Source organism: uncultured Faecalibacterium sp., assembly GCF_900066275.1.
GTDB lineage: Bacteria > Bacillota > Clostridia > Oscillospirales > Ruminococcaceae > Faecalibacterium > Faecalibacterium taiwanense.
This window is the reverse complement of the sequence record NZ_FMFG01000003.1, coordinates 129,143-142,124: the sequence shown is the minus strand read 5'-3', so window position 1 is coordinate 142,124 and position 12,982 is coordinate 129,143. Positions and strand designations below refer to the sequence as shown.

Here is a 12,982-nt window from a genome sequence, read left to right as displayed (position 1 = left end):
TGGCGCAGACGGCGTACCTTGCCCGGCAGCTCTGGTACAGGCGGCTGCGCCCGGACAGCAGCTTCTGTTGGACGACGGCAAGCTTCTGGTGCAGGTCACACAGGCATTGCCGGAAGCCCTTGTGTGCACCGTGGTGCGCGGCGGCACCCTGCAGAGCCGCAAAAGCATTGCTGCACCGGGCCTTGCGGTGCCCTCGCCTACCCTGACGGAGGAAGACCTGCAGAACCTGAAAATTGCAAAGCAGTGCGGTGTTACCGGTGTGATGCTGCCTTTTGTGCGCGGCAAAGCAGATATTCTGGCCCTGCGCCATGCGCTGGAAGAAGCCGGGGCTGCGGATATCCGTATCTTTGCCAAAATTGAAAACATGACCGGTGTGCGTGCCCTGCCGGAATTCATCCACCTTGTGGATGAGGTGGTGATCGCCCGCGGAGACCTTGGCAATGCCATGCCGCTGTGGGAGCTGCCCCGCTGCCAGAAGCAGCTTTCCGCCGCCTGCCGGGCTGCAGGCGTGCCCTTTATGGTAGTGACCCAGATGCTGGACAGCATGTGCACCCGCGCCGTGCCCACCCGTGCCGAGGTGAGTGACATTTACAACGCCGTGCTGGACGGCGCGGCCAGCGTGATGCTGACTGGTGAGACTGCTGCCGGACAGTACCCGATGCAGGCCATGGAATATCTGGTGCGCACAGCGCAGACAGCCCTTGCCTGACCTTTGCGGAGTTTTTGCGCAAAAGGGATGGCGCATTGTGTCAGAATACGGTATAATAGACGTAAATATTTCTTGTTCAGAAAGGTTTTTTGCTATGGGAATCGTTGTGCTCGGTGCTGTTTTTGTGGATATCAAAGGCTATCCCCTTTCCGCCTATATTCCGGGCGGGCGCAATGCCGGCCGCATTGAGCAGGTACACGGCGGAGTGAGCCGCAACGTGGTGGAGGATATCGCCAATGTAGAGCTGCGCCCTACCTTTGTCAGTCTGGTGGACGACACCGGCATGGGACAGGATGTGATCAACAAGCTGGAGAACCACAAGGTGAACACCAAGTACATCCAGCGCGTGCCGGACGGCATGGGCACCTGGCTGGCCATCTTTGACAACGACGGCGATGTGCATGCAGCCATTTCCAAGCGGCCGGACACCACTCCCCTCACCGGCCTTTTAAAGGAAAAGGGCGACGAAATCTTTGCCGACTGCGATGCCATTGCGCTGGAGCTGGATCTGGAAAAAGATACTGTAAAACAGGTGCTGCACTACGCCAAAAAGTACAACAAAAAGGTTTTTGCGGCCATTTCCAACATGAGTATTGCCATGGAGCGCCGGGATTTCCTGCAGCAGATCGATTGCTTTGTGTGCAACCAGCAGGAAGCCGGGCTGCTGTTCTCCGATGATTACGGCCATCTGGCCCCGGACGAGATGTGCAGGGTTCTGGCCGCCAATGTGCACAGCGCCAACATTCCCAGTATGGTGATCACCATGGGCGGTCAGGGTGCCGTATATGCCCGCGCCAACGGCGAGTGCGGCGTGGTGCCTGCCAAGAAGGTGGATGTGATCGACACCACCGGCGCAGGCGATGCCTTCTTTGCCGGCACCACCATCGGCCTGACCTACGGCAAAACGCTGGCCGAGTCCTGCGAGATCGGCAGCCGACTGGCCGCATCGGTCATCTGCATCACCGAGAACGTCTGCCCCCGCTTCCGCCCGCTGGAATTCGGGCTGAACATTCCGGTGGTGGATTAAAGTAATATTAGAAAGCCGGGCAGACTGCGGTCTGCCCGGCTTTCTTTTTAGGATTCGGGGAAGAGGTTTATATCATGCTTCCAGCACCTTTTTGCCGGTAACTGGATCAGGGATATCAAGCAATGCCAGAATGATGGCCATGCGGATATACACGCCATTGTGCACTTGATCAAAGTAGGCGGCACGCGGGTCGTCATCCACATCCTTTTTGATCTCGTCGATGCGGGGCAGCGGATGCAGCACCGGCATATCCTGCGGTGCCTTCTGCAGCAGCGCTTCGTCCAGCTGGTAGCAGCCTTTCAGGCGCAGGTATTCTTCCTCGTTGAAAAAGCGCTCCTGCTGGATACGAGTCATGTACAGCACATCCAGATGCGGCAGCTCGGCTTCAAGGTCAGCCGTTTCCTTATAGATCTGATGGGTCGGCTCCAGCGATTCATTCTTCACATACTGCGGCAGGCGCAGATCTTCCGGCGAGATGAACACGAACCGGTTGCCCTCAAACTGGCTCAGCGCAGCGGTCAGGGAGTGGACCGTGCGGCCAAACTTGAGGTCGCCGCAGAAGCCGATAGTCAAATGATCCAGCCGCCCCTTGCGCTGGCGGATCGTCATGAGGTCGATCATCGTCTGGCTGGGATGCGCGTGTCCACCGTCGCCTGCATTGATCACCGGCACACGTGCAGAAAGGGATGCCCGCAGCGGTGCGCCCTCTTTGGGGTGGCGCATGGCGATCACATCGGCGTAGTTGCTCACCACGCGGGCGGTGTCCTCCACCGTCTCGCCCTTGCTGGCGGAAGAAAGCTGTGCCCCTGCAAAGCCCAGTGTCTTTCCGCCCAGCCGCAGCATGGCCGATTCAAACGAAAGGCGGGTGCGGGTGGAAGGCTCATAGAACAGGGTGGCCAGAATGCGCCCATCGCACAGGTGGGCATAGGGTGCCGGGTCGGCCTCCATTCGGTCGGCAAGATCCAGAAGGGCCAGCTGCTCTTCCAGAGAAAAGCTGTTGGGCTCAATAAAGTGTCTCACAGCCATTCTCCTTTCAGCACGAACTTCTCGCGCTCGGCTCCGGTAGAGACGAACTGGATCTCATGGCCCAGCTGCTTTTCCAGAAATTCCACGTAAGCCTTGGCCTCTTTGGGCAGCTCATCCCAGCTCTTGCAGCCGGAGATATCCTTGTTCCAGCCTGGCAGCATAGTGACCACCGGCTCTACACGGTCAAGGTCGGACAGCGGGTCGAAGCTGGGGACTTGCACGCCATCCAATGTGTAACCGGTGATCACCGGGATCTCTTTCATGCTGCTGAGCACATCCAGCTTCGTCAGGGCGATCTTGTCTGCGCCCTGACAGGTAAGGCCGTAGCGGCTGGCCACACAGTCGAAGGGGCCGACACGGCGCGGACGGCCGGTGGCCGCACCATACTCGCCGCCTGCCTTGCGCAGCTGTTCATTCCAGTCCTCGCTCATGGCGTTCTCGGCGGCAAAGGGGCCTGCACCCACGCAGGTGGAGTAGGCTTTCAGCACGCCCACCACATGGTCAAGACGGCAGTTCGGAATGCCTGCGCCCAGCGGCGCATAGGCTGCCAGCGTGTTGGAGCTGGAAGTGAACGGGAAGATACCGTAATCGATATCGCGCATGGCACCCAGCTGGGCTTCCAGCACGATGCGCTTGCCGCTGTCGTGAGCCTGCTTCAAAAATGCACCCACATCACAGATATACGGTGCAAACTGTCCGGCCTGCATCCGGCACCATTCCAGCAGAGCATCGTAGCTCATGGGTTCCTGATGATAGCAGCCACCCAGCTCCAGATTCTTGGATTCCAGGATCATGTGCAGGCGGTCCTGCACGCGCTTTTCGTCCAGATGCAGCAGATCGCCCAGACGCAGGGTCTTTTTGCGGTATTTGTCGCTGTAGGCGTAGGCAATGCCGCGGCGGGTAGAACCAAAGGCCGCACCCTTCTGGGCAAGGCGGTCCTCTTCCAAGCCGTCCTGCACCTTGTGCCACGGCATGGAGATGGTGGCCTTATCTGAAAGTTTCAGGTTTTCTGAGCCTACCTTTACGCCGCGCTCCTCAATGGCATCCATTTCTCCGGCCAGATGATCGAGGTCGATCACCATGCCCGCACCCAGTACACAGACAACGTCCGGGTGCAGGATGCCGGAGGGCAGCAGGTTCAGGATGAACTTGCCCTGCTCCGTTACAACGGTGTGGCCGGCATTGTTGCCGCCCTGATAGCGGGCAACAACATCGGCATGTTCGGCTAACAGATCGATGACGCGGCCCTTGCCCTCATCGCCCCAATTGATACCAGTAACTGCGGTAAGCATAACTTCTTATTTACCTTCTTTTTCGTTATTTACAATAGCCTGTACCTTGGTGGGCAGACCATAGATGCTGATAAAACCGGTAGCATCACTCTGCTTGTAGTCGCCGCCGGCAGCAAAAGTTGCAATGTCCTCACGGTAGAGGGAATACGGAGACCAGACACCGGCATTGATGAGATTGCCCTTGTACAACTCCAGACGCACCTTACCGGTAACGTTTTCCTGCGTGGAGGTGACGAAGGCACTCAGAGCTTTGCGCAGGGGGCTGAACCACTGGCCGTCATAGACCAGCTCACCAAATGTGATGGCCAGCTCGCGCTTTTTGTGGGCAGTGAGCTTATCCAGCGTCAGAGTTTCCAGCACCTCATGAGCCTTATAGAGGATGGTACCGCCGGGCGTCTCGTACACACCGCGGCTCTTCATGCCCACCAGACGGTTCTCCACCACATCGTACAGGCCGATGCCATTGCGGCCGCCGATCTCATTCAGCTTGGCAATGAGGACGGCGGGCTTCATCTTTTCGCCGTTCAGGCTCACCGGCACGCCCTTTTCAAATGCCAGCTCCACGAACTCGGACTTGTCCGGTGCGGTCTTGGGGCTGACACCCAGCTCCAAAAAGCCCGGCTTATCGTACTGCGGCTCGTTGCCCGGGTCCTCAAGGTCAAGGCCCTCATGGCTCAGGTGCCACAGGTTCTTATCCTTGGAGTAGTTGGTCTCGCGGTTGATCTTCAGCGGGATGTGATGTGCCTCGGCATAGTCGATCTCTTCGTCACGGCTCTGGATGTCCCACTCACGCCACGGAGTGATGATCTTCAGGTCCGGTGCAAAGTGCATGATGGCCAGTTCAAAGCGCACCTGATCGTTGCCCTTGCCAGTGCTGCCGTGGCACACGGCATCTGCACCCTCGGCACGGGCGATCTCCACCACACGCTTTGCCAGAATGGGTCGTGCAAAGCTGGTGCCCAGCAGATAGCCCTCGTAATCGGCCCCGGCCTGCATGGTGGGGATGACGTAATCCTCCACAAATTCATCGGTCAGATCTTCTACGTACAGCTTGGAAGCACCGCTTGCCTTGGCGCGCTCTTCCAGACCTTCCAGCTCGCCCTTCTGGCCCACATTGCCGCACACTGCAATGACCTCGCAGTTGTTGTAATGCTCTTTCAGCCATGGGATGATAATGGAAGTATCCAGACCGCCGGAATAGGCCAGCACGACCTTTTTGATCTCAGACATAAGAACCGCCTCCGTTCAAGCCACTTTATACTTTTGAATTCCCTCTTGCAATTTTTGATTGCGGTGTTATTATACTAGCAAGCAGAGAATGTGTAAAAAGTATCCTGCACATGATCACGATACGAAATTGACATGAAAGAGGGCACGCCGCCATGTATGTGGACTGGGAATATTACAAAATCTTTTATTATGTCGCGAAATATCAGAATTTCACCAAAGCCGCGCGGGTGCTGGGCAACAACCAGCCCAACATCACCCACTCGATGAACCGGCTGGAAAGCCAGCTGAATTGCGTGCTGTTCATCCGCTCCAACCGTGGCGTTACCCTTACCCCGGAGGGTGAACTGCTTTACTCCCGCATTGCATCTGCGGCGGTGCAGATCCAGGATGCAGAAGAAGAGCTGAGCGCCAGCGCCACGCTGGAACACGGTGCGATCAGCATCAGCGCTACCGAAACTGCGCTGAACATCTACCTTGCAGAAAAGCTGCGTGCCTTCCACACGGACTATCCCGGCATCCGCCTGCGCATCTCCAACCACTCCACGCCGCAGGCTTTGCAGGCCGTGAAAAACGGCGAGGTGGATTTTGCCGTCATCACCACCCCTGCCGAGGTGGAAAGTGGCCTGAAAATGGTGGAGCTGAAGCCCTTTTATGAGGTGCTTGTGGGCGGCAGGACCTTTACTGCCCTTGCCAGCCAGAACCTTTCGCTGAAGGAGCTGAACAATTATCCGCTGATCTCCCTGAGCGACGAAAGCATGACCCGCGCCTTTTACCGGCAGTTCTTTCTGGATCACGGTGCGGTGCTGAAGCCGGATACCGAGGCTGCCACCACCGACCAGATGCTGACCCTTGTCAAAAGTGAGCTGGGCATTGCGTTCCTGCCCCAGTCCATGGCACAGGATGCACTGGCCCGCGGTGAGATCGTGCAGCTGCATCTGCAGGAGATCATCCCTCAGCGCTCCATCTGCCTTGTGTACGACCATCACCGCCCGCTGAACACGGCAGCCCGCAAGTTCCAGCAGATGCTGACCAAGGCGGCCCCCAAATGTCCGGAACACAGATAACCGCCGGGCCTTTCCCTGCAAACTGATCTATACGGGACTGTTGCAAAATAGCTCTCTGAAAAAACAATGCACAAAACCCGGAACCTTTTCACAGCCAAAACGGCTTAATAAGGCTCCGGGTTTTTGATTTTGTGCTATTTCTTTGTGCAAGTTGCTATCGCATTTTTATTTCGCAACAGTCCCCTGTTTTATTTTTACTTTTCCTGGATCTGTTTGCCGGTGAGGTGCTCAATGGTGATCTCGTAAAGCTGCACGGCCTTGATGTCCAGCGCAATTTCCTTTTCCACCTCTTCCTTGCCGGGGTAATACTTCATGCCAAGCTCCCGCACGCGGGCCTCGGTAGCAGCGGCATCGTCGATCAGATGGCAGCGGCCAAACACCACGGTGCTCTGCACATAAGGTGCCCAGTCGCCCGGCTCAAAGTGTTCGTTGCCGTAAACGGTAAAGCATACCTTATCATTCTGTTTCAGCGCGTCCACCTTCTGGCCGGACTTTGCACCGTGGAAGTAGATTTTGTCGTGCTCCTGATCGTAGTAATAATTTACCGGGATCGCAAAGGGATAGCCGTTGTCGCCGTTCACTGCCAGCACGCCCCGCCGGGACTGCTGCAGCAGGTGCTTTGCAGCTTCTTCCGGGATGGCGCGGCTGGCTCTTCTCATGGGTCTGAACATTTTTGTTTTCTCCATGTATCGCAGGTTTGCGGTGCGCACTCATGCACCCTTGATAATGCGGATGAGGGTCTTATCCAGCTGGATGGTGCGGTTCCACGGGTTCAGGATGATGCCGCTGATCTCCGGCACGGCAAGCGCTGCATCAAACAGCTTGTCCATATCCACAAGAAAGGTGGACTGCACCGGCTCGGCTCCCTTCATTTCCTCGTCAAAGCTGGTGAATGCATACCACCAGCTTGCGCCATCGGCCGTCCGGATGGCCCGCAGCTGCATCTGTTCACTGCCCAAATTGGGCTCCACCGCCACGACAAGCTGGCCATGCTCCTTTATGCGCCGCCGGATCACGGTAAGGGTGTGGGCCAGCTGTTCCTGTGTGGGCTCCTGCTGCAGGGCGGCTACCGCCTGCTCGATCTTTTCGTTGCCGTTCAGGCCCTTGTCTCTGGGTTGATTCATTGAGGTTGGTTCCTTTCTATTGTATTTTGGCAGAGGGAATAAGCGCAGCTCATCACAGCAGCAGATCGAACAGGCCGATCATTACCGGCATAGACACAATGGAAAGCAGAGTGGTCAGCACATACAGCGCGCTGGAATGCGCCGCATCGCGGTCATAGAGCTGAGCCATGGAGGTAACAGTAGCACAGGCAGGGGTGATGGCGGCAAGGTAGACCGTCATCAGGATGTTCTTGCCGTCGGCCACCCAGCTGGATGCATGGCAGACCCACAGCAGCACCAGAACCACCAGCGGGCATACCACCAGACGCAGCACTGTGGGCAGATAGTTGCGGCGGGTGCAGAACACCTCCCGCAGCGGCTTTTCTGCAATGGCCATACCGGCCAGCAGCATGCCCATCGGTCCCATCATGTTGCCCACTGTGCTCATGGTATTCTGCAGCGGTGCAGGCAGCACCACACGGAACCAGTACAGCAGTGCACCGGCTGCAATGGCGATCATGTTGATATTGGTGAGCACCTTTTTCCAGTCCAGCGCACTGCTGCCCTGCAAAAGGGAACTGGCGTGGGTCCACAGCAGCACCAGCTGCACAATGATGAATGCGCAGGAGTAAATGACATACGCATCGCCCATCAGAGCCTTGACCAACGGGATCACCAGTGCAGCGGCGTTGCTGTAGATCACATTCACCTGCTCCACGGCATCCAGCTTGAGCGGGCGGCTCAACAGGGCGCTGAGCACCAGCAGCACTACATGGATAGCCGCCGCAATAGCCATGGAGTACAAAAGGCCCTTGCGGATCTCCGGCGTATCGTCGATCTGGAATGCGTTGATGATCACGCAGGGCGTGACCAGATAGACCATGACCACTGAGAGCACCCGGCTGTCGCTGGCCTTCAGCAGCCCTACCTTGACCACAGCATAGCCCATGATCAGAATGAGGAACAGCTGTGCGATCTGCTGCATCAATAACAGACTTATCTCCATTGTTTTTTCCTTTTCCCTTCCCTTTTTCAAAACCCAAAGGGAGAGCCGCCTTCCGCAAGGCAGCTCTCCCCTTTTTCTGATTTTATTTGCCGCTCGTCAGCCGCGCCACATGCAGCGCCAGATAGGCGGTTTCCTCGTTGGGCAAAAACACGCCGTACTTGCGCAGCACAAAGGTGCGTATTTTTTCCGCGCAGGTCACCGCTGCCGGATAATTCTGCTGCATCTGCTGGAACAAAAAGTCGTCTTCGCTGTCCATCAGTTTGCCGGAGAAGAACCGCTCGGCAAAATACTGCAGGTGGCTCACGAACCGCGCATAGTGGATGCTCTCGGTGCTCACCGGACAGTGCATACTGTAGGTGACAATGTTGGACAGCTCACCGATCAGCTGCGCTGCCCGCATGGCATCGTAGCCGGCCTGCGGGTCCTGCCGGGCGTTGACGATATGGAAGGCGATGTTGCCTGCCTCTTCGTCCGGCAGCTCGATGCCAAGCTTTGCCTTTACCTTCTGCAGGCCGCGCTGGCCCACCGCGTACTCCTTGGGATAAAAATGCTTGATTTCCCAGAAGATGCGGTTGGTCACCACAAGACCCTTTTGCTGGCGCTCCACTGCAAAATGCAGGTGGTCGGTCAGCAGCAGATAGATGTGCGCCGAAAGCTTGACTCCCAGCGACTGCTCTGCGTCGTCCACAATGTCCTGCGTCAGTTCCAGATAGGATGCCGGAATGCTGGAAAACAGCTCCAGCATAGGCTGTGCGTCCGGGTTGGACAATGGAAGGAACACGCGGTCTGAGGGCTGCCGTTCAATGGGCTCGCCCGCCTTGCGGCCATAGCCGATGCCCTTGCCCAGCAGGATGGATTCCTCGCCGCTGTCATCCTGCACCAGCACAACGCTGCTGTTCAGCACCTTCTGAATGTGCATCGGTCCCTCCTCCTTCCGTTGAATCCTTAAGACTGCCGCTTAGTCCAGATCTTCGCCGTTGGAAGCAATGACCTTCTTGTACCAGTAGAAGCTGTCCTTACGGCTGCGGGCCAGAGTACCGTTGCCCATATCATCCTGATCCACATAGATAAAGCCATAGCGTTTGGACATCTGGTTGGTGGATGCAGAGATCAGGTCGATGGGTGCCCATGTGGTGTAGCCCCACATCTCAACACCCTCATCGATGGCCTTGCCCATTTCGCTGATGTGCTGGCGGAAGTACTCTACACGGTAGGGGTCGTGGATGGAGCCGTCGGCCTCCACCACATCCTTGGCACCCATGCCGTTCTCCACCACCATCAGCGGCTTGCGGTAACGGTCGTACAGCTCGATCAGGCTGTAGCGCAGGCCCTTGGGGTCGATCTGCCAGCCCCAGTCGGTGGAGGGCAGATACGGGTTCTTGACACCCAGCACGGTGTTGCCGGGGGTACGCTCTGCGTTCGGGTCCACAGACTCGGTCATGGTCATATAGTAGCTGCAGGAAACAAAGTCCACACAGCCTGCCTTCAGGGTGGCGGCATCTTCAGGCAGCATTTCCACGTGGATGCCCTTGCGCTCGAACATCTTGAGGATCAGGCGGGGGTACTCGCCCCAGACATGCACATCGGCATAGAACAGGTTTTCCAGATTCTTTGCCTGAGTAGCCAGCTCATCATCGGGTGCGCAGGTGCGGGCATAGGTGGTGAGCTTGGTCAGCATGCAGCCCACCTTGCTGCCGGGGATGATCTCGTGGCAGTCCTTTACTACCATAGCGCTGGCCACCAGCTGGTGGTGCAGGGCCTGATAGCAGGTCTCCAGCATCTTATCCTCGGGCACGCGGCTGGGGATGATGCCGGCGGTGGTGAAGGGGTGACGGATCACGCTGTCCACCTCGTTGAAGGTGAGCCAGTACTTGACCTGATCCTTGTAGCGCTCAAAGCACGCATGGCAGAACTTTGCAAAGCAGTCGATCACGCGGCGATTCACCCAGCCATTGTACTTGGTGGCCAGTGCCAGCGGCATTTCGTAGTGGCTCAGCGTGACCAGCGGCTCGATGCCGTTCTTGTGCATCTCAGCGAACAGGTCGCTGTAGAACTGCAGGCCCTTTTCGTTCGGCTCTGCTTCCTCGCCGGTGGGGAAGATGCGGGTCCATGCAATGGAAACGCGCAGCATGGTAAAGCCCATCTCGGCAAACAGCTTCAGGTCTTCTTTGTAATGATGGTAGAAGTCGATGCCGCGGCGCTTGGGATAATAGGTATCATCCGGGTCGGCCATGGCGGCAGCAATGTGTGCGTCGTCCATGGCAACATGGGACTTGTAATCCTTCACGTCGGTGTTGGGCTTGTAGGTGGCAACATCGGCCACGCTGGGGCCTTTGCCATCCACGTTCCATGCGCCCTCTACCTGGTTCGCAGCAACAGCGCCGCCCCAGAAAAATCCTTTGGGGAAACTCATTTATTTGCCTCCAGTTTCAGCAGTGCGGCACCGGGCACCACAGCGCCCTCGGCCACAGTCTTGATGGTGAACTCATCGGCGTTGGTCACGACGATGGGGGTAGTTACATCATAACCGTCTGCTTTGATTCCGTCAAGGTCAAACTTCATCAGCAGCTGGCCCTTCTTGACAGTCTCGCCGTCCTTGACCTGCGGATCAAAGCCCTTGCCATCGCGCTTGACGGTGTCCATGCCGATGTGCATGAGCAGTTCAGCACCGGCATTGGTCTTCATGGAAATAGCGTGCTTGGTGCCGAACACGGACTCGATCACGCCGTCAGCGGGAGCGTACAGCTCACCCTTCTCGGGCACCACGGCAATGCCGTCGCCCAGGATCTTCTGGGAGAAAACTTCATCCTTGACCTCTTCCAGAGCAATGGCCTTGCCCTGCAGGGGGCTGCTGATGGTGGAATCCGCAGCTGCTGCGTCTGCAGCAGTCTCGGGAGCGGGTGCAGCGGTCTCATCCTCTGCGGGGGTCTCGTCCTTATACAGGAAGAAGGACAATGCGAAGGAGGCCACAACAGAGATCACCAGACCAACTGCAGCCCACAGGATGTTCTTGCCGTTATCCGGGTCAACGAACATGGCCATGCCAGCCAGACCGGGGCCCATGGCAACGAATGCCTTGACCTTCATCAGGCCAACGAACAGACCGCCGATGAAGCTGGAGACCACAACGGACATCATGACCTTCTTGTGCTGCAGGGTAACACCGTACAGAGCAGGCTCGGTGATGCCGAACAGGCCGGAGATGCCAGCGGAGATCGCGGTAGCGCGCAGGTTCTCGTCCTTGGTCTTCAGAGCAACACCCAGGCAGGCACCGCCCTCGGAAATGTTGTGTGCCAGAGAAGCAGGCATGTACAGCATTTCAAAGCCGGGGTCAGAAATAGAAGCAACTGCGTAGGGGACCAGAGCCTTGTGCATGCCCATGGAGATCATGAAGGGCAGCACGGCAGCCAGCAGAGCAACGGCCAGCCAGCCCAGCGTGTTGTACAGAGCCAGGATCACAGTGGTCAGCAGGGCACCGATGTTGTAGCCCAGAGGTCCGAGGACGACCAGTGCCACAGGGAAGCCGATGCCAAAGCACAGCATGGGCACAAAGAACACGCGGATGGCCTTGGGGCACCACTTGTTGGCCCACTTTTCAATAAAGGACATGAAAATGACGGTCAGGATGGCCGGGAATACCTGTCCGCCATAAGCGATGTTCTGCAGCTTGATGCCGAGGAAGTAAGCACCGCCCTCGGTAGCCAGCAGAGCGGAAACGCTGGGGTGGATCATGGCAGCAGCCAGAGCCACAGACACCAGCTTGTTGCAGTTGAACTTGGTTGCAGTGGTGAAGGCGACCATGACGGGCAGATAGTACAGAGCTGCATCTGCCACGCCGACGAACACCTTATAGGCGATATCTCCGCTGCTCATCAGGCCCAGAGTGCTCAGCAGCACCATCAGAGCCTTCAGAACGCCTGCACCTGCAATGGCGGGGACCAGCGGCTGGAAGATGCCGACCATGTAGTCCAGAATAATGCCGCCGATCTCTTTTTTGCCCTTGGGGGCAGCGGGAGCTGCAGCCTGACCTGCGTTGAAGGTGCCCAGCTTGAGCAGCTCATCGTACACTTCGATGACATCGTTGCCGATGACCACCTGACACTGCGGGCCGCTGGAAATAACGCCCATAACACCGGCAGTCTTTTTCAGGGCTGCAGCATCCACCTTGGAGGTGTCTGCCAGAGTGAAGCGCAGGCGGGTGGAGCAGTGCTCGACCTGCACAACGTTCTTCTCGCCGCCAACCAGACGCAGCACGTCGGAGGCAGTCTGCTTGTAGTTCTTCATTTTGTTCTCCTTTATCTTGTGTGTGGTGGCATTTCCCTGCCGCCCGGCCGAAGCGGACAAAAGAAAAAAGACCCAACAGAATGACCCCGTGTACAATTTCTCCCGGAATCATAGTATCTGGCTACAATTCACCCAAAAGAAAAGGTATTCGTCATTCCATCAGATCCTGCCTGCATTACCAGTAACATGTCCAACTGGATATTGTGGTATTAGTATATCAATCCTCTTTTCGTTTTTCAAT

General features: G+C 57.2%; 12 protein-coding genes. 3 read left to right on the top strand and 9 right to left on the bottom strand.

Going from position 1 to position 12,982, the window contains the following annotated elements; genetic code table 11:
- Positions 1-709 (top strand): pyruvate kinase (locus QZL71_RS02435; protein WP_294647609.1); only part of this gene is annotated, 709 nt, incomplete at its 5' end.
- A gap of 94 nt (positions 710-803) precedes the next feature.
- Positions 804-1,736, top strand: coding sequence for a carbohydrate kinase family protein (locus tag QZL71_RS02430; protein ID WP_097775313.1), 933 nt, complete (start codon positions 804-806; stop codon positions 1,734-1,736).
- 72 nt (positions 1,737-1,808) lie between these two features.
- On the opposite strand, the gene pyrB is transcribed toward QZL71_RS02430, so the two are convergent.
- The 3 genes from pyrB to QZL71_RS02415 are packed head-to-tail and all read right to left on the bottom strand — an operon-like array spanning position 1,809 to position 5,284.
- Positions 1,809-2,756 (bottom strand): aspartate carbamoyltransferase, encoded by a 948-nt coding sequence (gene pyrB / locus QZL71_RS02425; RefSeq protein WP_044954226.1) that lies wholly within the window; start codon positions 2,754-2,756, stop codon positions 1,809-1,811.
- Positions 2,753-4,054: an adenylosuccinate synthase gene (locus QZL71_RS02420; RefSeq protein ID WP_294647607.1), complete on the bottom strand. Its 1,302-nt coding sequence runs from the start codon at positions 4,052-4,054 to the stop codon at positions 2,753-2,755. The genes pyrB and QZL71_RS02420 overlap by 4 nt, the downstream gene beginning before the upstream one ends.
- A 6-nt stretch (positions 4,055-4,060) precedes the next feature.
- Positions 4,061-5,284: an argininosuccinate synthase gene (locus QZL71_RS02415; RefSeq protein WP_294647606.1), complete on the bottom strand. Its 1,224-nt coding sequence runs from the start codon at positions 5,282-5,284 to the stop codon at positions 4,061-4,063.
- Between the two features lie 152 nt (positions 5,285-5,436).
- On the opposite strand from QZL71_RS02415, the gene QZL71_RS02410 reads away from it, so the two are divergent.
- A complete protein-coding gene (locus tag QZL71_RS02410) occupies positions 5,437-6,348 on the top strand; it encodes a LysR family transcriptional regulator (RefSeq protein ID WP_294647604.1) in 912 nt (303 codons plus the stop codon).
- A gap of 194 nt (positions 6,349-6,542) precedes the next feature.
- On the opposite strand, the gene QZL71_RS02405 is transcribed toward QZL71_RS02410, so the two are convergent.
- The 6 genes from QZL71_RS02405 to QZL71_RS02380 all read right to left on the bottom strand — a co-directional run bounded on the left by QZL71_RS02405 (position 6,543) and on the right by QZL71_RS02380 (position 12,741).
- Positions 6,543-7,019: a pyridoxamine 5'-phosphate oxidase family protein gene (locus QZL71_RS02405; protein ID WP_044954198.1), complete on the bottom strand. Its 477-nt coding sequence runs from the start codon at positions 7,017-7,019 to the stop codon at positions 6,543-6,545.
- Between the two features lie 39 nt (positions 7,020-7,058).
- Positions 7,059-7,472 (bottom strand): SseB family protein, encoded by a 414-nt coding sequence (locus QZL71_RS02400; protein WP_005945636.1) that lies wholly within the window; start codon positions 7,470-7,472, stop codon positions 7,059-7,061.
- Between the two features lie 52 nt (positions 7,473-7,524).
- On the bottom strand, positions 7,525-8,457 hold the full coding sequence (locus tag QZL71_RS02395; protein ID WP_005945635.1) for an AEC family transporter: 933 nt from the start codon (positions 8,455-8,457) through the stop codon (positions 7,525-7,527).
- Positions 8,458-8,539: 82 nt separating this feature from the next.
- Positions 8,540-9,376 carry a PRD domain-containing protein gene (locus QZL71_RS02390; protein WP_005945634.1) on the bottom strand — a complete coding sequence of 279 codons (837 nt, stop codon included), beginning with the start codon at positions 9,374-9,376 and terminating at the stop codon, positions 8,540-8,542.
- A 39-nt stretch (positions 9,377-9,415) separates the two neighbouring features.
- Positions 9,416-10,870, bottom strand: coding sequence for a glycoside hydrolase family 1 protein (locus QZL71_RS02385; protein WP_294647602.1), 1,455 nt, complete (start codon positions 10,868-10,870; stop codon positions 9,416-9,418).
- Complete coding sequence (locus tag QZL71_RS02380) at positions 10,867-12,741, bottom strand: beta-glucoside-specific PTS transporter subunit IIABC (protein ID WP_294647600.1); 1,875 nt, start codon at positions 12,739-12,741, stop codon at positions 10,867-10,869. Before QZL71_RS02380 ends, QZL71_RS02385 begins: the two co-directional genes overlap by 4 nt.
- Positions 12,742-12,982: the final 241 nt, after the last annotated feature.